General features: G+C 43.9%; 10 protein-coding genes. 8 read left to right on the forward strand and 2 right to left on the reverse strand.

Translation table 11 applies throughout. From position 1 onward, the window contains the following. From BM202_RS24390 to BM202_RS24405, 4 genes are all read left to right on the forward strand, one after another. Positions 1-706, forward strand: a 706-nt coding sequence (locus BM202_RS24390; protein ID WP_218160599.1) for an SIR2 family protein, incomplete at its 5' end; no start/stop codon positions are given. Further along, positions 696-4640 (forward strand): NACHT domain-containing protein, encoded by a 3945-nt coding sequence (locus BM202_RS24395; protein ID WP_143100742.1) that lies wholly within the window; start codon positions 696-698, stop codon positions 4638-4640. The genes BM202_RS24390 and BM202_RS24395, both read left to right, overlap by 11 nt. Before the next feature lie 179 nt (positions 4641-4819). After that, positions 4820-9916 carry a DEAD/DEAH box helicase gene (locus BM202_RS24400; protein ID WP_093831067.1) on the forward strand — a complete coding sequence of 1699 codons (5097 nt, stop codon included), beginning with the start codon at positions 4820-4822 and terminating at the stop codon, positions 9914-9916. Positions 9917-9925: 9 nt separating this feature from the next. Continuing rightward, positions 9926-12820, forward strand: a complete 2895-nt coding sequence (locus BM202_RS24405) for a helicase-related protein (RefSeq protein WP_093831069.1) — start codon at positions 9926-9928, stop codon at positions 12818-12820. Positions 12821-12854: 34 nt separating this feature from the next. Here the strand turns inward: BM202_RS24405 and BM202_RS24410 are convergent, their stop codons facing one another. Both BM202_RS24410 and BM202_RS24415 read right to left on the reverse strand, forming a co-directional pair. Next, positions 12855-13280: a PIN domain-containing protein gene (locus tag BM202_RS24410; protein ID WP_093831071.1), complete on the reverse strand. Its 426-nt coding sequence runs from the start codon at positions 13278-13280 to the stop codon at positions 12855-12857. Between the two features lie 19 nt (positions 13281-13299). Continuing rightward, the gene (locus tag BM202_RS24415) at positions 13300-13500 is read right to left on the reverse strand and encodes a hypothetical protein (protein WP_093831073.1); all 201 of its coding nucleotides are present in this window, start codon (positions 13498-13500) and stop codon (positions 13300-13302) included. Positions 13501-13533: 33 nt separating this feature from the next. On the opposite strand from BM202_RS24415, the gene BM202_RS24420 reads away from it, so the two are divergent. The 4 genes from BM202_RS24420 to BM202_RS24435 all read left to right on the forward strand — a co-directional run bounded on the left by BM202_RS24420 (position 13534) and on the right by BM202_RS24435 (position 21247). Further along, complete coding sequence (locus BM202_RS24420) at positions 13534-18276, forward strand: Eco57I restriction-modification methylase domain-containing protein (protein WP_218160600.1); 4743 nt, start codon at positions 13534-13536, stop codon at positions 18274-18276. A 7-nt stretch (positions 18277-18283) separates the two neighbouring features. Next, the gene (locus tag BM202_RS24425) at positions 18284-18778 is read left to right on the forward strand and encodes a hypothetical protein (RefSeq protein WP_093831075.1); all 495 of its coding nucleotides are present in this window, start codon (positions 18284-18286) and stop codon (positions 18776-18778) included. Positions 18779-18909: 131 nt separating this feature from the next. Next, the gene (locus BM202_RS24430) at positions 18910-19755 is read left to right on the forward strand and encodes a phospholipase D-like domain-containing protein (protein ID WP_093831077.1); all 846 of its coding nucleotides are present in this window, start codon (positions 18910-18912) and stop codon (positions 19753-19755) included. A 139-nt stretch (positions 19756-19894) separates the two neighbouring features. Beyond that, positions 19895-21247, forward strand: a complete 1353-nt coding sequence (locus BM202_RS24435) for a hypothetical protein (RefSeq protein ID WP_093831079.1) — start codon at positions 19895-19897, stop codon at positions 21245-21247. The last annotated feature ends 160 nt before the right edge of the window (positions 21248-21407 follow it).

Raw genomic sequence — 21407 nt, forward strand, 5'->3', positions numbered from 1 at the left:
GCCTGCATTACCAGACCCCGGCGCAACAAGAGTCCTATTTTTACACCGCTCCAATGGCTGCCTAAAAAAATCTCCAGTGTACTGTTGCAAGTCCAATCTGCATGGTATTTACGATAGACCAGATAGTATCGTTCTTGGAGGAAGAGAGTACTCGTCAAAATATGGGTTTGATTTAGGTAATAACGAAGATACGTTATTTGACCAGTTGCAAGACGGACAATTAACAAGAGAGCGTCTTAATGATCTTCTCATAAGATATGGTTATGAATGGCCGTTGCGCAGAAAACTCTTGTGGTCACTACTAGCAACCCGAAGAATTGTATTTATAGGTTTTAGCATGAACGATCCTTATTTTATTAAAATGTTGGATTTTGTTAAAGACGATCTTAGTACATACAATGCCGAAACTCATTTCTTGATTTTAAGGGTCACACCTTCTTCCTTAAAACGTTCCATTGCACATTCGATTCGTCTGAAAAGGGAATATGGCATACAGACAATATTTTTTCAGGATGAGGATGGAAAGTATACTGGTATTAGCCAATTCATTGCAGAATTGGAAAATCAGGTAAACGTAGTAGTTAAGAAAGTCGAACCTGTAAAAAATGCTACTGCTGTGGAAGTTACAGCAGTAGCTCAGGGAGATGTTGCACTAACCGAAAGACTTTTTTCTCTTAGTAGAGAACAATATGCCGATGAAGATTAAAAGACAGGAATTATTACAAGAGCTATACAAATTTGCGCTTGAAGGTAGCGGCATGGTGGTAGGAATTCCAGGAATTGGTAAAAGTTATTTATTACGTCAGCTCCTGAGAAAGTTGGTTTCAAATGATGTCCTATGCTTTATTATTAAGATAGACACTGCTTACGACAGCTCAGATGAGGCTATTGCTTCAGAACTGCGTATTGAAGGCAACTGGATTGAAGTATTAGGCAATATTCAATTGAAGAATGAACACAAAGCCGTTTTAGTATTTGATGCGTTTGATGCTGCCCGTGATGAAGAGAAGCGAGCAGGTTTTTTAAAACAGATAAAAAAGGCAAAAGCTTTACTTAATAACAAATGGAATATATTGGTCAGCGTGCGGACGTATGATGCAACAAAATCAACAGATCTGACGCATTTATTTTCGCCACCAACTGATTTAGGGAGCTATGCTGCAGTCAGGAAATTTAAGATTGGTGAATTGAATGAAAGTGAAATTCAAGAGGCATCAACAGAAAATCCTAACTTATTTAACTTTTACCTTGAAAGTACATTAGAACTTAAGGAGATACTACATGTTCCTTTCTTCCTTAAAATACTTGAGACGATTCTCTCAGATTATGTCAGCGATAACCTGGAAGAAATAAAACACTATAAATCTGAAACACAACTACTTGACTTTTTCTGGCAAAAAAAGATTGATGAAACTAATGAAGCGTTGTCAAAGCAGCAATTTTTGCTTTGGTTTACTAAGCAACTCATTACAAACAAAATCCTTTCTCTATCTAAACTAGAGCTAATTCAAATCGCTAATAAAAATCAGTTAGACATATTCGACTATTTGCGCAGCGAGAATATTCTTGACGAAATTTCATTGAGAAACAGTCGAGTTGCTTACACTCACAACATCTTCTTCGACTATGCCGTTAACCGACTGTGTCTAGATCATGATTATGTTTCTTTACTTAGTTTTATTGCAGAAGATTATTCCCGAGCCTTTTTTCTTAGACCAAGCTTTGTCTATTTCTTCACCTCAGTATGGTATGAAGACCAGCAAGTGTTTTGGGAATTGTATACAAAGCTAGCAGAGAATAAACAGAAGGAAATTCAGCTTTTTGTTCGCCTGGTTATCAATGGAACCATTGCATCCCAATTTTCCAGTACAAATGAATTGTATAAGATTCTTGAATTAAATGGCACAGATAAGGGCAATGAAAGTATTCGCAACGTTCTTCAATCAATTCGCTTTATCAGAAATAGGACTATAGCGCAGGATGTATCCCTGCTTAATGTCCTTTCGAAAGAATTGCAGCTTCAATACTTGTTTGAGTTTTCTTTCCTATTAGAGCGTGCAATAAATGACGTGAAGGATGATTTGCTTGTAGTCTGCGGAGATAGTGCTCGCAATCTGCTATCCTATGTGTTAAATAATCGCAATTCGGAAACGAAGCATTTTTTAGACAGGATTGGATCAATGAGAGGGATTGAACTTATAGCGAAAACCTTCAGGACAAATCCCAAGCAGTCATCGGCTGTACTACAAAGAATATTCCCGCTGCTTGATGAACCAGGTTTTGAAATTGGCTACTTTACAAATCTTTCAGAGGAGATTAAACACTTTGTTGATTTTGATCCTGCCTTAGTTAGTGAAGTCTACAAAGTGATTTTCGGCCATCGGGAAACAAGCAGTGAGAAAACACAAATGGGTCCATCAGTGGTAATGAACTTTACCAGTAATCGCAGTCAGGATTTCGACATGTGTTATTTCCGGCTCGAACAGTTCTTTCCAACTTTTATTGCATCTTCTCCGGAAATAGCAGCTATTACCGGAATTGAGATTGTAAACGAGACTATTTTTGAAAACCAAGTTCATTCTGATTACAAACAAGGCTTTACGTTCGATTATCAAGGCGTAAGTTGTACTTTCTACCCTGATTATTCGGCTATTTGGTCAGATAGGCATTTGACCGGTCAAGCTGAAAATTTAGGTAAGCCTATTACTTCATATATCGGGAAGTTGTTTGGTGAGGATAACACGCAACAAGCTGCTGCATTAATTCGAACTTACATTAGTAATGCGAAGGTTGGCTATCTGTGGAAACTGTTAATGCAGTTAGCCAATGAGTATCCAGAACCAATGTTTGAATTGGTTCTGCCACTGGTCCTTGTGCCAGAGTTTTTATCCTCCTCAGATACCTCATATGAAGTCCGTGGATTTATTGAAAAAGTAGATTCTTTGCTCGCAAATGAGCAAATAGAAGCTATTGAAGATGCCATTTTCAATGTTTACCAAGATGGACATGAATACGGAATTCACGCAATTCTTTCCGCTATCAATCCCGAACGCCTTCAAACCACACGAGCAAGGGAGTTTATGGTCGGAAGGGAAATAAAAGAAAACGTTAGGCCTTATCAATTTTCGTCTTCAATTACACCCTACTCGACTGAAGAATGGCTAAGAGATCAAGGTGTTGACGTAACTGATGCGCACATTGCGGAATTAACAAGGTCAGTAAATTATCTAGATAACTTCAATCACCAATATCTCAATGCGACACCTAGATATCAAGAGTACAAGCCCTATCTGAAAGCTGTATTTGCTCTGTGGGAAGAAATAACTACCAATAAAGAATTGCCAGAGGACTTGGAGTTTACAATATTGAATACAGTAGCAAGAACCGCAGCAATTTCCTCTCGTGATCTTACAGAATTACCTGTTGAAGATTTTAATCAACTAAAACATATAATTACCTACTCCTTCAATCATGTCAGCAAATACGATTTAACGCAAAAAGACAACTCCGCCGTCAACGGGTATTCATCAACGCCAAGAATTGAATCATCCGAAGCATTACCTCTTCTATACGTCCGTGATAACGATCCTGAAATTTTAGCACTGTACAGAGTTGCCATAGCTGATGCAAGTTCCGTTGTTCGTTACAACTCCATTAAGAATCTTCCGAAACTCTTCAATAAGCATTTCGATGTATATAGAACATTGCTTTTTGAACGGCTTCAGGCGGAGAAAGACGCCTTTAACTTTGCAATATTACTATCGGTAATTTATTTTAAGGAAGGGAAGATAACAGACGATGGAAATGCTATTATTCAGATTGCCAATCGAAAAACGCATCTTTTTCAACAACAAAAACAGTTCGTGGATTCTTACGCGGAATTACTGTTATGGTTTTTAAATGAACCTGATATGCCTACAGCTTTTGAAACTCTTGTGGACGGCTATCAATATAGTTCATTTTCAAACACGGTTATTTTTCGCTCATTCAAGCAGATTCAAACGTATGAGCCAAGATCGGTTTTTCAGGAGAATCTATCTTGGGTGAATGTAATACTAAAAGTTATCGATAATTATATTGATCAGGCAGGCCATATATTAACGCAAACAAAAGATTTCAAAGTTCTAAATCCAGGCGTAGAAAATGCGCTTGACATCTTCGATGGAATTGTAATGCGTATTTATTTTGCGCTTGAAGCTAATCCACGAGTACCAGATAATTATAATCATTATCTTCCTGCCAATGAAGAAAACCGAGAAGAACTTTACTTTCTAATTAAGCCCTTAATAAAGAAAATACTCAATTTTTCATCTCAAATAACTGATAAAGGACTACTGATCGGCCGTACTGCACATTATATGATGCAAACTTTAAATTCTGTTGTATCATACGATTCTAGAGATATTTTATCGATGGTTGCTGATATTACCAGATATTCTATACAAACAGGGTATTCATTTGATAGTTTTTCTATCAGAGAAATTGTGTCTTTAACAGAGAAATTACTTGCAGATCACCGAGAACTTCTTTTGCAGGAAGAACCTTTCCAAGATTTACTTTCGATACTCGAAATACACATCAATTCAGGCTGGGTGGATGCCTTGGAACTATTGTGGAAGCTTGATGAAGTCTTTAAATAATCTATGATAAGCAAATTTTTAGCTTCATCATAATGAATCTTGGGTGCGTTTGCCGTTCCGTACTGTCTTGAACCCTTAAAAGTGAGCCAGCCTAAACTAAAGCGAAAACTAGTAAAATGCTGGTATACCTACGCAACAATCATAAATTGCATCCCTCGCACACCCTGACCTTTTCATAAATGAATGTCTTTACCCTACATCAAGCCATAATTGGCGACTATAAAGAATATATTCACTCATTCGTTCGCATTGATAATCAAACCATTAAAAAAAAGGTCATTGATGCGCTCAATAATGGCAAATTTTGGAAGCAACCACTAATACAATTTAACCCTTCCTTCAAAGGTGGTCAGTCGGTCGGTGAACTGGTCCAAGAAGGCATACTTCACGCTGAATTAAACAATGTCTTCAAAGGCTATTCTCTTTATGAACATCAGGTCCAGGCTATTCGCCTAGGATCGCAAAGAAAAGGATTTATCGTAACCTCAGGGACTGGCTCAGGAAAGAGCCTGACGTTTATTGGCTCTATTTTTAATTATATTTTTCAACATCAGGCTGAGCTACTGCCAGGTGTTAAGGCGATAATCATCTACCCGATGAATGCCCTGATTAACTCTCAGTTTAATGAATTACAAGGGTATGCGGATTATTACCAGCAGGAAACGGGCAAGCCGTTCCCGATAACTTTTGGTCAGTATACAGGTCAGGAAAAAGAGGAAGCACGGCGACAAATGCAGGCTAATCCGCCGGATATACTTCTGACCAATTATATGATGCTGGAACTCTTGTTAACGCGCAATAATGACGGTGAGCCTAGACTCCGGCAATCCATTTATGATAATCTACGCTTTTTAGCCTACGATGAGCTGCATACGTTTCGTGGACGGCAAGGAGCTGATGTTGCCCTATTGACCCGTCGACTGATTTGCCAGTCCAAACACCCCATCACCTGCATTGGCACTTCCGCAACCATGTTTTCCGGTGGTAGCTTTGCGGATCAGAAACAAAAGATAGCTGAAGTGGCCACCCTGTTTTTTGGTCAGCCATTTACAGCCGCTCAAGTTATTCATGAGTCATTAGAGTATTCAATTGGCCAGCATGTTTCGTTTAGCTCGGATACCATTAAACGGCTTATTAACACCAGTCTGGAACCTACCGATGATATCAAGCTGGTTCAGCAGCACCCACTAGCCGCCTGGCTCGAACAAGCCATCGCTCTAAAGCAGCAGGAAGGACAACCGGTTCGCAACAAGCCGTTGACCTATGAGGCCATTATCGACCAGCTGACTGATTTTACCGGTTGTGACAGATCAAAGGCATCGAATGCTCTCCAGATATTGCTTACGTCAATCAGTCAGGCCAACGTAAAAGCGAAAGCTGCTCAGCAAAAAGCGGTCCTACCCTTTAAACTACATCAGTTCATATCGCAAACTGGGTCTGTTTATATGACCCTTGACAGCGAGACCATTACACTGGAAGCTGGTTATTTTGCCAAAGAACCGGGTGTCGACCAAAAACCCTTATTCCCCGTCGTGTTTAGCCGAGAAAGTGGAGTTGCATTCTTTTGCCTAACTCGTGAACTAGACACACTGATGCCCCGTGACTTTGATGACTCACTCGATGAGGTCGATCCCGAAAAAGGAGTACAGCGGGGCTATGTTATTATGAGCGAATTAGATGAGGAAGAGCGAGATAAAATCTGGAATGACGACGAGATTAGTAATCTGCCGGATGCCTGGGTTAACCGGGATGCCAGTGGTCAGGCTAAGTCTGTCGTTAAAAAGTATCGTCACCGTATTCCACAAAAAATTTACTTTAACGAGCAAGGAAACTGGTCTGATGACCCCCATCCGGCCTTACCCATTGCGGGCTGGTTTATGCCCTACAAACTCCCTTTTGATCCAACCAGCGGTACCATCTATGATCGGGATACCAGCGAAGGTCGCAAACTAACTAAACTCGGGAGTGAAGGGCGTAGTACATCCACGACCGTACTGTCATTTGCGTTATTGAAGCAACTGGCTTTGCAAGGATATGGCTACGAACAGCAAAAAGTGCTCAGCTTTACGGATAACCGCCAGGATGCAGCATTACAAGCTGGTCATTTTAACGATTTCATAAACACGGTACAGATACGAGCAGCTATCTACCGGGCGGTGGCAGATTCCCCAGACAAACAACTGGACTACAGCCAAATTGCCGATAGGGTCGTCAAGACTCTAGAGCTTAAACAGGAAGATTATGCCAAAAGCGTTGGGTCAGGCATTGGGCCGAGAAAAGAAAATGAGCGGGCGTTAAAAGACTATCTAACTTACCGCATTCTTGAAGACCTCAAACGCAGCTGGCGCATTGTGCTGCCCAACCTTGAACAGTGCGGATTGATCAAGATCCGGTACAACTATTTGGAAGAACAGTGTGAGGAAGAAGCCTTCTGGACTGGTGTTCCCGTATTGGAGCAGATGACGGCTGCTGAGCGAGCCACGGCAATTTTCCAGATGCTCGATTACTTCCGTAAGTTTTATGCCATAAACTATGAGGAGTATCTGAGCCAGGCCCACATTGATACCAAGCGGGCTCAAATCATTCAGAAACTCATTAAACCTTGGGGTTTTGAGGAAAAGGAACAGCCCATGGCACCCAATAGCTTACGGCCAACTACCCAAAACCCCCATGGACGTAATAGCGGTTTTACGCAAAGTATCGCCTATTCAAGTGCCTTCGGCAAATATCTGAGAAAGCTTTTCAGTGCGCAACAGCCTTTAAAACAAGTTACTTACGAACAAAATATCATTCCAATTCTTAACAAGCTAGTCCAGGCTGGTTGGCTCTTCCGGGTGCCAACTGATCAGGGACCAGACTTCCCTTTATACCGGCTAAACGTCGACTACCTTATCTGGCAATTGGGCGATGGTAAATCCGTTGATGTTGACCTAATAAAAAACCCGTCGTATAAATCGACGGATAAAGAACCCAATCGGTTCTTTCGGGACGTCTATAAAACGGACTTCCGGCAGGTTAAAAAGCTAAAAGCGGCTGACCATACGGGCCAGATAACTAGCACAGAAATTCGAAAGGAGCGGGAAGATGCATTCCGTAAAGGCGAACTAAGTGCCTTGTATTGTTCCCCAACCATGGAGCTGGGCATTGACATTTCCTCACTCGATGTTGTACACATGCGCAATGTACCTCCTAGTCCAGCTAATTATGCGCAACGAAGCGGGCGAGCGGGACGAAGCGGGCAAGCGGCTTTAGTCTTTACGTATTGCAGTTCCTATTCACCCCATGATAAACATTATTATCGGAACGAATTGGATATGGTCGCTGGAGTTGTTACAGCCCCTCAGATCGATCTGACCAATGAAGAATTGCTACGGAGTCATCTACACGCCATGTTTCTGGCGGAGGTTGGTATGCAGAATGGAAACCGGAGTGTCATGGATTTACTCGATGAGGCAAAGCCGAATTTACCCTTGTTAGCTACCGTACGAGAAAAAATAGCGATCAGCACGGATCGTCAGACTAAATTACAACGAATATTCGAGCGGGTTATCGTCGATTTTAGACAACCCTTAAGCCAGAAGTATTGGTTTACCCCCGAGTGGATTACTATACAGATTAGGCATTTCACCGATACATTCGACGATGCGTTCGACCGATGGCGTAAACTGTATGCTGACGCTTATCGACAGTTGCAGACGAATACGCAACGAATTGAGAGCGGTTTATATGTAGCGACTAGCACCGAATTTAAAGATGCTCAGCGCGAACAACGCTTTGCTCAGCGGCAGTTAGACCTCCTAAAGAACGAGGTTAACGAGCCCAATTATATCTCGGAATTCTATCCGTTCCGCTATCTGGCATCGGAGGGCTTTTTACCCGGCTATAATTTTACCCGATTACCCCTTCGCACCTTCCTGGAAGGATCGGGTGGTACAGGCGAGTTTATATCACGTCCGCGGGCATTGGCCTTACGAGAGTTTGGTCCACGCAACGTGATTTATCACAGCGGCACTAAATACGAAGTTCGTCGGCTTCGTGTCAATGATCTGGAAACAGCTCGTTCAAAAGCGAAAGTGAGTTTACGTACAGGCTATTTCTTAGACGGTGATGAGTACGAGCGCGACATTTGTCCATTTTCGGGCGATGCACTGACAACCGATAATGTTCGTCAGCTATACGTAAATCTACTGGAGATGGCCGAAACGCGTTCGCAGGAACGCGACCGTATTACCTGTGAAGAGGAGGAACGCGTGAAGCAGGGCTACCGTATTCAAACATTCTTCAGCGTACCCGGTGGGACGGGATCTGTACAAAAAGCTACCCTTGCGCATACAGAATTCGACCTGCTTAGCATTCAATACATCCCGACAGCCAGGCTTGTTCACATCAATGAGGGATGGCGAAACCAGACGCAGGATGGATTTCGATTGAATTCATTTGGCGAATGGTTAGCCAACGGTGATAATGACCCAGCCAATTTCTCGGTTCAATTATATACCTATACGAATGCCGATGCTTTGTATATCCAGCCAGTCAACGCGTTGAACCTATCGCCTGACGGCGTTATCACGTTGCAATATGCTTTAAAGCGGGCCATTGAGACGGAATTCCAGATTGAATCCAGCGAATTGGGTGTACAGTTAATGGGCAACCCCGACAACCCAAATATCTTTTTGTTTGAGTCAGCCGAAGGGAGTCTGGGTATTCTCTCGCAGTTAGTGAGTGATAATAAGGCCTTTCATCGGGTTATTGACGCGGCCTACAAGCTCTGCCGTTTTGACGATGCCGAGTATACAGCCCCGGCCAGTTATGATGATCTGTTGAGTTATTATAACCAACGTGATCATAAGAAAATCGACAGGGCTTTAATTCGAGAAGCGCTCATTATGATGCAGGCGGCACACATCGAATTACCCGTTGGTGAGCAGTTTGCCAATTATGATGACCAGTTCCGCTCCATGCTGAATCAGTATGATACCAACTCGACGCTCGAACGGACGTTTCTGGAATTTCTGTACGCCAATAATCTCCGTCTGCCTGACAAAGCACAAGCGCGGGTAGATGGAATTTATAGCCAGCCTGACTTTTTCTATGAGCCTGACTTTCATGTGTTCATCGACGGCAGCGTCCATGATAAGCCGGAGATTAAAGAGCATGATCGTAAAGTTCGACAGGCTATCAAGAATCGGGGCGAACAGTGTTGGGCCTACCGGTATGACCAGAACCTGGCCGAGCAGATTGCCAAACGCTCCGATGTTTTTACTAAAATTCGCTAATTCATCCACATGGATTTTCAAGTAGGTTCTTTAGTCCACACTCGTCAGCGGGATTGGGTCGTACAACCCTCCGACGATACCGATGTATTGTTGCTTAAACCGTTGGGTGGTACTGACGACGAAACAACTGGCCTTTTTATGGGCTTGCCTGGTATTCGTCAAACGATCAAATCGGCGGAGTTTATATTGCCCAAGGCGGAGGATCTGGGTGCGTTTGATACGGCCCGACTCCTGTTTGAAGCCACCCGGCTCTCGTTTCGATCTGGCGCTGGCCCGTTCCGCTCGCTGGCCCGGTTATCGTTCCGACCACGTTCCTATCAAATCGTCCCACTGATTATGGCTTTGCGGCTTGATCCGGTTCGGTTGTTGATTGCCGACGATGTGGGAGTGGGTAAAACAGCGGAGTCACTGCTGATTGTAAAAGAATTGCTTGAACGGCGGGAGATTAAACGGTTTGCCGTGATCTGTCCACCGCATTTGTGCGATCAGTGGCAGCGCGAGCTGAAAGATAAATTCGGTATTGATGCGGTTATTATTCGCTCCGACACCCAGGCCCGCCTTGACCGGGACATTCAGGGCGATGTGAGCGTGTACACCTATTATCCGTACCAGATCCTGTCCATTGATTATATTAAGACCGACACTCGGCGGAATGTATTTTTAAAAGAGTGTCCTGAACTCTGTATTGTAGATGAGGTGCACACCTGCGCCAACCCGGATGGACAATCGTCAGCGGGGAGCCAACAACAACGCTATGGGCTTTTGCGCGATCTGGCAAAAAAAGAAGACCAGCAACTCATTTTGCTGACGGCAACTCCCCATTCAGGCAAACCCGCCGAGTTTCAGTCGTTACTGGGTCTGCTGAAGCCCGAATTTGCGCAAACGGATCTGCTTCAAATGGATGCCGAGGCCCGTAAACGATTGTCCCGGCATTTTGTCCAGCGCAAACGGGGTGACGTCATTCAGTGGCTTGGTGAGGATACTCCCTTTCCCAAACGCGATGGCGGGGAATTTTCCTATGACCTCTCGCCCGACTATGCGGCTTTCTACGATAATCTGCTCGATTTTGCGCAGCAACTTGTTCGGCGTAGTGAGAGCAGATCCGAAGGAACACGCGGCTCTCAAAATTCTCGCTACTGGTCGGCCTTGGCTTTACTACGGGGTGCGATGAGCAGCCCCCGTGCGGGCATTGAGATGTTGAACCGGAAACTGGGTAACCAGCCCCAGGACGAAACGGATGAAGGGGTTGGGGATAACCCGGTACTGGATACTGAAGGTGGTCAGGATACGGATGTAACACCCGGCCATGTGCTGGAAAAAAGCCGATGGACATCCGATGAAGTTAAAACAATGCGTTCGCTGCTGAATCAGATGGAAGCCTTGCAATCGATTCGGAAAGATGCCAAAGCGTTCTATGCGGCTAACATTGCCGAAGAATGGCTGGGGCAGGGTTTTCAGCCCGTTATCTTCTGTCGCTACATCGCTACGGCTAAATACGTAGGCGAATTATTAAAACCCGCTTTGCAGAAAAAATGGGCCAACGTCGATGTGCAGATCATTACCAGCGAAGACCCCGACGAAGTCCGGCGTCAGCGCATTGACGACATGAGTAAGTCGGCCAAACGGGTGTTGGTCTGTACCGATTGCCTGTCGGAAGGCATTAACCTTCAGGATAGTTTTTCGGCAGTTTTGCACTACGATTTGCCCTGGAACCCGAACCGACTTGAACAACGCGAGGGCCGGGTTGACCGTTTTGGACAGTTAGCCAAGACGGTAAAGACCTATCTGCTTTATGGCAAAGACAATCCTATCGACGGGGTTGTATTACGTGTCATTATCAACAAGGTACGCGAGATTCGTAAGACGATTGGAATCTCTATGCCCTTTCCAGAAGACTCCCGCTCCATTGCCGACGCCGTTTTACAAGCCGTACTAATTAACCCCAAGAAGATACGAACACAATTACAGGCACAAACACAACTTTCGATTGACTTCAGTACCGATGCTGAAACGGCCATTATTGGCTCGAAAGAATTGGAAGTGTCCAAGGCCGTCGAAGCCGCAGCCCAGCGCGAAGAAAAATCGCGGAGTTTGTTTGCCCAGCATGCCATTAAAGCCCATGATATTGAGGTCGATTTGCAAGAAACGGATGCAGCCATTGGTAACCCGGCTGCTGTTGAAGCCTTTGTTAAATTGGCCGTACGTTTTTTAGGCGGACAAATTGACGCCTACCAAAAAGGCTACAAGCTCTATACGCACAATTTGCCCGTTAGTCTGAAAATGGCACTACCGGACAAAGCTGAAATGCTTGTTAGCTTCGTTTCGCCTGTACCCGAAGGGTATATGTATATAGGCAGGAACCATTCGTTTGTCGAAAACCTATGCCAATATATGATGGCCGCAGCCATGTATCATAACAAGCAACATGGCGTTGCGCGTGCCTCTGTTATTAGAACGTCAGCGGTTGCGATAAAAACGACCATACTGGTATTCCGGGTCCGCAACGTGATTCGGGAACGGGGTGGTCAGACCGATATGGTGGCGGAAGAAATGCTGGTTTGGGGGTACCGAGGTTCGCCCGAAGACGGAGACTTTCTAAACACCGAAACGGACGAAGGTATTGCGCTTCTCAATAGCGCCCAGCCATCTGCCGAAATGACGCCACCCCAGAAAGTAATGTTTCTGGAAGACGAACTGGATAACCTGTCGTATTTGAAAGAGGACTTCGATAAAGTGGCTTATGACCGAGCCGAAAAACTAGTCGCAGCCCATGAACGGGTTCGGCAAGTTTTGGGTACATCGACTGTAACGGCAGCTCGTCCTGGAAGCAAAAAGTATCAGGTTGTTACCCCCGTGCTTCCCATGGATGTACTAGGTATTTATGTACTGGTGCCGGGAAAATAAGCTTATCTGAATTTGGCAGACACGTCTGCCAAATTCACAAATCGGCGGTGGTACACAGGAACGTTACGCCTTTGGCCTGTAAGCCCTCCGAAAGTTTCCGGTCGCCGGTCCACAAACGGGCCTTGTACTGCAGGGCAAGGGCTACGTAATGGCTATCACGTGGGTCAACATCATAGACCAGTTGGCGGGCCTGTTCAATGGCACTAGCCGGAAGCAGGGACTCGTTTAAAAATTCGATTCGGTTGAGTAAACCGAGCAATAACTCTAAAAAATCAGCCTCTGATAAGCGGCTGAGTTTAACCATTTTTTCTTTGTGCTTGAACAGCTCAATGTACAAAAAATGACAACTGATAAACCGATACCGATCCGAAGCCTCAATGAGCGTAGCGGCCACCCGACCCTGCTGCGTGATCAACGCACTCATCAGGATGTTGGCATCCACCACAATAGTTGGTTTCATAGTGTAGGCGATGGAGCAATCAGGCGTTGGAGGGGTTCCCGTTCCACCACTGTTGCATTAGTTCATCGGCCAGTTGGTCGGCTTCTTCAGGGTTGCCACCCAACTGAGAAGCCAGCTCCTGTAAACGTAAGTTACGGAGCAGCCGCTCAATGTCTTCCGTCGTAAAGGCCGCCCGATTCAGCCGGATAACGTATTCCGTGGCTGTTGTCTCAATTTTCATGTTGACTGCTTTTTATCAAAGATACAAAAAGTAATGACCTTCCCCACCATCCGTATTGAAGGGTCTATTCTTTCCGCCGACCTACTAGACACCATCGCTCAGGGCGATGGGGCTGGTCAACAACCGGCTGACTTTGGCCTGGCTAAGACCATTAAAGTAAAAGACGAAATTGCCCGTTCCTGGGCTGATGCACTCGATTACTGGCGCATTTTCAAACGCAAACTAGATGCCACTTCAGGCGTGGCCGCTTCCCGCTTTGGCACTACCGAAACCCGTAAGTTCTGGATCGTGCCGTTGCTCAACCTGCTGGGCTATGACCCGGAGGCACAACAACGAGGCGAAGAAATACAAGACCGAAATTATGTCATCAGTCACCGCGACCGGGGCCAGTTCCCCATTCATGTGGTTGGCTGGCATGATAGTTTGGACGAAAAACGCCAATCAACAAACGGGCCTAAACTTTCACCCCATGGGCTAGTACAGGAGTATATTAATCTGACGGAGCATGTATATGCGCTTGTCACCAATGGCTCGTCCCTTCGGCTTCTGCGTGATGGAAGTCGGTTGGTTCGGCTCTCGTTTGTTGAGTTCGATTTGGAGCGGATGATGGATGAAGAAATCTTTGCTGATTTCGCTGTCCTGTACCGCTTGTTACATGTCAGCCGTATACCCCTCACACCCGAACAAACGCCTGAAAGCTGGCTGGAACGCTACCACCAGGATGCGCTGGAGTCAGGTTCGAGGATTCGCGATGGATTGAGTCATTACGTTAAAGAAGCGATTGAGCGATTCGCCAATGGGTTTCTTCGGCACCCCGATAATACCCATCTGCGCAATCAGATTGCTACGGGCCAACTGTCAGCAGATGCCTATTACCAATTGCTGCTGCGATTTATTTACCGGCTGCTGTTTTTGATGGTGACCGAAGAGCGAAATATCATCTACGATCCAGAAGCTATCAAAAACGATCCTACGCTAAAACGGCTAAAATACATCTACGACCAATATTATTCGCTGGCTCGTCTGCGTCGATTGGCGGAACAACGCTACCTGGCTAACTCACTTCATACCGATCTCTGGACCAGCCTGCTCGACACATTCCGGCTGTTTGAAGACGGTGCGTTCGGACAGGCGCTGGCTATTACTCCCCTCGGCGGACGGTTATTTGGCGTTAATGCCTTGGGGCCGTTGCACCTATGCGCTTTAGACAACCGTACCCTGCTCGAATGCCTGCTGAAACTATCGCTTTTTAAACATCCCAAAACTGGACAGCGCATCCGGGTTAACTATGCGGCTCTGAACGTCGAAGAGTTCGGTTCGGTCTATGAAGGCCTGCTCGAATTAGATGCCGCTATCATCAGCAACGGTACCGTACCCGTCTTCGCATTTGTAAAAGGCGAAGGACGCGGACGCTCTGGCTCGCATTATACGCCTGAAGAACTCGTTCAGCCGCTCATTAAACACTCGCTTGATTACTTGATTGCCGACAAACTGAAGCAGTCGGACAAACAACAAGCTTTGCTGTCGCTCAAAATCCTTGATCCTGCTTGCGGCTCAGGCCATATCCTGCTCTCTGCCGCCCGGCGATTAGCTACCGAACTGGCCCGCGTCCGCACCAACGAAGATCAACCCAACCCGGTGGCGTACCGAACGGCCCTACGCGACGTGGTGCGAAACTGCATCTACGGTGTCGATAAAAACCCAGCTGCTGTTGAACTCTGCAAAGTGGCTCTTTGGCTCGAAAGCCATACACCTGGCGAGCCACTGGGTTTTCTGGATCACCGCATCCGCTGTGGTGACTCCATTGTAGGACTTATAAGCAAAAAGGACCTTGCAAAAGGTATAACCAATGCAGCCTTTAAAGCCCTGCCACGAGATGATAAGCAAGTTGCCAGCTTACTGCTAAAACGAAACAAAGACGATCAGGCCAAAGCAACCCTTAGTTTATACAACAGCCAGACAGATGACCAGCTCAATACACTGGTAAATGAATATGAACAACTTTTAAAACTGCCTGAACGAAATCCGTCAGAAGTAGAAGCCAAAGCCAGAGCTTTTGAGCAATATGAAAAAAGCAGTAATAATGCAAAGCAACATGCATTGGCAGATTTGGCAGTTGCGCCCTTTTTTATACCTAAATCCGTAAGTTCAGTTAGCAATATCATTACGGATGGTCCATACCGTGAAATGCTGCGCGGTTATGCAGGTTGGCAAATTCCAGCTGCTGCCCTTGCTAAAGCTGTAAGTGCTGAGAAACGTTTCTTCCATTGGTATCTTGAGTTTAAGGAGGTATTCAACGAAAAGTTAGGGGAAGTAGGTTTTGACTGCATTTTAGGTAATCCCCCATTTTTGGGTGGGCAAAAATTATCAGGGACTTACGGCGACGATTATTTGCAATGGCTCCGAACCGAATATGCTCCGGCTGGTTCGGTTGATTTGGTGACGTACTTCTTCCGCCGGGCGTTTACACTCATAAAATCGGGTGGTTTTCAAAGTCTAATTGCGACTAATACTATTGCACAGGGCGGAGCGAGAGAAGGTGGCCTGGATGTGATTACAGCGGATGGCGGTAGTATCAACCATGCAGTCAAGAGTATGAAATGGCCTGGTAACGCGGCAGTGGAAGTAGCTCTTGTAACGATAACAAAGCAGCCATGGAAAGGCCCGTTTGTGCTGATAGGCAAAGAAGTTGGTGTAATTACAACGTACTTAGACGACGCCGAAACCATTGGTAATCCGCACCAATTGGAAGCCAACGCCGACAAGAGTTTTCAGGGCAGTATTGTGTTGGGTAAAGGCTTTGTGCTGGAACCCGACGAAGCCCGGCGCATTACCGATGCCGACTTAAAATATCACGACGTAATTTTCCCGTATCTCAACGGCGAAGACCTCAACAACAATCCCGACCAAAGCCCCAGCCGTTACGTCATCAACTTCTTTGACTGGCCGTTGCGCCGATATACCGAAGTTGAATGGAAGGAAATGGACAAAGACAGCCGCGAACGCATCAGCCGACGCATCACTGATGGCAGTTTCGAGCCAACTGCCCCGCCAAACTATAAGTGGCAGGTTGCTGCTGATTATCCGGTTTGTTTAGAGATTGTGGAGCGGCTGGTAAAGCCATTTAGAGATGAAAATAATCGTGAATCATACAAATTACTTTGGTGGATATACGGAGAAAGGCGACCTGGGTTGTACTCACAAATCAAGTCGCTTGACTGGGTTATATCTATTCCACTTGTCTCAAAATATTCGACCTTCTGTTTAGTACCGAGCCAATATGTATTTATGCATAAGCTGGCTCTCCTTACCTTGTCATCACAACACTATCATTCAATAATTGGGAGTAGTATTCACAATGTTTGGGCATGGAAATACAGTTCAACTTTAGGAGCGGGAACCCTAAATTATTCTCCTACAGATTGCTTTCAAACCTTCCCCTTTCCGTCCAATCTGAGCGACAAACAGAAATCTGAGTTAGAAACCATCGGAGAGCAATACCACGAACACCGGCGGCAACTAATGCTGGGCATGCAGTTGGGCCTAACCAAAACCTATAACCTGTTCCATGGTCAGTCCCTCCGCCCCGGCAACACTGAGGAGTTGGCTTTAGACGATAAGCCGTTCGAGAAACTGCTGGGTAAAGAAGGGGCTCATTTAAGGAAGCAACTCGCGCACACAACGGAGGCCACGTTATCGTTTAATGAAGCCGTTATTGGTATCGAACGGTTACGTGCGCTGCATGTGCAAATGGACACCGCCGTCCGTAACGCCTACGGCTGGCAGGATTTAGACCTCGGTCATGCGTTTCATGATGTTGATTACCTGCCCGACAACGACCGCGTACGGTATACCATCAGCACGGTTGCCCGGAAGGAAGTCCTTAAACGTCTGTTATTGCTCAATCATAAACTTTATGCCGAGGAGCAGGCAGCCAAAGCGGCACAACTGGCACTATTGGTTGAAGCTAAGGCTACACTGAAAAAGGGAAAAGCCGGGTCGCGTACTACCGTCGTGCAAGAGCCCAATATAGTAAAGCCCAATACGGTGAAGTCTTTAGGTATTGATTTTGGTGGCAGTGATTCCCAAAAAAGTGAAAGTATGAGAGACCCCGGTCCCAATGCACCAATGTACAATGTGAGTGGTGTTGTCGAAATATTGAATTCCATCGTAAACAATCCGCTAACAAGCCAGCGAGTAAGTTACTGGTTCAGCGAACTGTATAAGCGAGGCTACGAAGGGCTTAGTGAATCTAACGGATCTAACGGACGTGAATTATTTATCAGTTTCCAGGGCCTAATAGAGTTGGTAGCAATTGCCACAATGGATCAGGCGGGAGTAAGTATCACTAACATACTGAACGCTCGCGCAGCACTGAAAAAAATTGACCATTCTTTATATCCATTTGCTAACGTTCCGCTGCTTGAATCCCTTCGCCGGGAAGGCAAGAAAGTAAGGCTAGACTATGAGGGTCAAGTAATTGAGTTAGATGGTACAAACCAATATAATTTGGAATTTGTCCATAGCTTTTTGTTGTCGATTGACTTTGAGGTTGTTAATGGAGTTATTCAGCGAATGATGCCGAAAAAAGGTAAGGGAATAATTATCATCGACCCAAGAATAAGCCAGGGGCTACCCTGTATCGCCGGAAAGGACGTCACCTTAGACGAGATTAAAAGACAATTCAAAGGGCCGCAGTCATACGGGGTTCTAAAAGCAAACTATGATCTCGAAAAAGAAGAGGTCGATATGGGATTAGCCTATCTACTCAACTGAAAATATCATGCTGATTCTGCTCGAAGCTAACTACCCAATCCCTTTGATAAAGGCTTTACAAGCTGCAATGCTAGCGTATCCAAAAGAAACGGTTACAGTTCTAAAGGATAGCTATCTAATTGAAGAGGATGCCAATAGCCGAACAATTGTCTTTATGATTAATAGAGACAAAAAACGAATTGCACCAGCAATTCGGCAACGTTGCGAGCAAGGATACTTTGTTTTCGCGCTAAGAGCATCGCATAATGACAGCTTTGATCCATTTCAACTAACCATTCAAATGTTGAGCATGCTGCCGAAAATAATCGATGTGATCGAATCTGACACAGACCCATTTGTGTATCAATTACAGCTTCAAAAAAGGCAAATTACAAAAGTCAGTTTAGCTCCTATTGAACAAGCTCAACCGCCAAAGCCAACAGTTAAGAGGAATAAACGAATACGGTCAAGAGTAGATAACGCACAAACTGTATTCCCCTATCATGAATCAGAATCAGCGTAAGCGTATCCGTATTGTAACGACCAATTAGAAGTTAAACCTAGGATAGAATGTATGAGCAGCGTACTAGTTTCAATATAAGGCTAACTACAGCCTGAAAGTAAAATACTTAATAGCCAGCAACTTCCATCTCCATGCCATCCATTTCGGTTCACTTTATTGATATCAAAAGTAAAATTCGTGAGAAGCTTAGAACAGCGCGGGAATCTGTCCAAATAGCGGTAGCTTGGTTTACAGATGAAGAATTGATGGATGAACTCATTGAGCTTAAAAGGCTAAGGTCGCAGCTGAAAATTCAAATCGTGATCAGCTACGCCAGAGAGAATTTCCTAAATGTGGCTAACCTAAAGAGATTGCGTGATGCCCATATTGAATTGCGGGTCATGAGTGAAACTGAGCATTTTCTACATCATAAGTTCTGCATTATTGACTCAAAAATAATCATCAACGGCTCTTATAACTGGACCTATTATGCTGCTACCCGGAATGATGAAAACATTATGATCATCACGGCAGAAGCAGAGCCAGAAATCCTGTTTACACAATTTAATACCAAATTCAATCGGTACTTGGACCCTGTAAGAAGCAGCCCTTTTAATCCGAATATGATAATTGAAAATGAGATTGTATATCTAAATCAATATGATGTACAACAAATACAGTTGAGGCAACACTTTCAACAGGCCGTGCAGCAGTCTTTAGAAGAAATTGATGTCATTAACCCTGATAAGCCTCGAGCTGAGCGGGTCAATACCGACCTGATCAATGATTTAATTCAGCGTCATGGCGATGGTGTACAGATGGTTAAAAGGCTAATCGCAAACGCAAATGGCGGACAAGCCCCTCGGCAAGGATTTATCAAACTAGCTCTTTGGGGTAGATTAGACTTGAGCTTCGAACATTTGGCCCTACAAGATAATTTTCAAGAGCTCTTTACCCAAGTGGAATTGAATACATGTAGTTTACTTCTGAATATATAATAGGCTTCAAAAGGTAAAACTGATCTGTAATTTTTGAACTAACAATTCGATAAGAATACATTGCTAAAAGGGATTAGATAGCCTTTTGAAAAGATGTTTTAATTTTTTTAAGTTTTATGAATCTACTAGCAAAATAATTATGAAATTAGAAAGGGTAGGGAAAGGAACATCATCTTATATAGATCGCAATGATATTTTAAGTCAAATTGTGAATTTGTTTGACTTAAGTCTTATCAGAAAAATTTTCTTTAATGACTCGCCTAACAGAACAAGAGAAGTACAATGTTCTGAAAATTATCAATTCTGGAAAAATGCAATCCAATCCAATTACTATCCAGAACAAGTAATATGTCTTAACAATTTTAAAATCTTAGAGTGGCTTCCGTTTTCGCCAGGATTATTTTTTACAGATGAAGCAATAAATTCAAGAAACCTGGCCCTAAATGAAGCGCGAGTTGGAAGTATTAGTCTTAAAATGTTAGGTGCATATGGAGATAAAATACCAAGAAATTATATTGAATTACCTCCCTCAGGCAAAGGCCAAATGATTAAAGGTGGTATTGGATCTATAAGATTAACCTCAAAGATTTTCAAAAATGAAGAAAAATATTTTCTGTGTGCTAGCTCAAATGGAGTTAGCCACGAGGGCATTCCCATGGTAATATCGGCAAATGAATACTCAAAAGTAATCGATAAGATAAAAACCGAAAGCCGTTTTGATATTAGATTTTCCATTTGTGGAAAATTAAAAATGTTACCAGTTGAATTTTCATCGTTTAAATTTTCAAGAGGAATACCTAAGTATTATTTAGATGTTGATTCTATATATCCTGAACATAATCAGTCAAGTCCTCTAAATATGTCTACAAATCAAATTGTTAGTGTAGCCATTATGTATGGAGTTGACAATGACATGAGATATGATTCTAAATGGTCGTTCTGTCAATTTACTCCGGACTCACAAGATAAACAGTTGAATGTAGCCGTTAATTGGCTTAAAGATTACGCTTTTAGGTATTCAGAAAATAAGGAGCCTATTATCATAGGAGATTTCGACGAACAAAAAGAACATTTTGATAACGTCGAATTTCCTATTTCTAAAATAATTAATGGGGATTACAATCCTGAAATTGTCCAAAGTTATTTTAAAAGAAATCACATTAACTTGACTTTAAACATGGGAGACGTATTTAAGAATATCTCTAACACTACGATTGTAAATCGTTCATTATTACATAGCTCTTTTGTCAAAGCAGAAAGCAGTGTAGGATTTGACAAAGCTAATGTGTTAAATGAAATCGCTAGTATTGTTGAAGAAACAAAAAGTAAAGATGCAGGTGAGCTATTCGATAGTTTTAATGAAGAATTAGCAAAACCACAACCTAAAAATACTGTATTGAAGTCTATATGGAAGGGTATGACAGAAGCAGCACCACTTTTACTTACCACTGCAGAAATCGTTGAAAAAGTTAAGCCACTATTAGGCCTGTAAAGTTCAACAAAATCTCCTACTAATATTGCTTAATTAGCTATTTTCAGAAAGCTAGTCAAACAATATCAGTGGATTTGCTACGCACTATCAATACTTTATCTGCATTTCCAGTAGGGGAGTTTACGGTGATATTTGATACCCAATAATCTTTGCCGTTTAT

The organism is Spirosoma endophyticum (genome assembly GCF_900112365.1).
GTDB lineage: Bacteria > Bacteroidota > Bacteroidia > Cytophagales > Spirosomataceae > Spirosoma > Spirosoma endophyticum.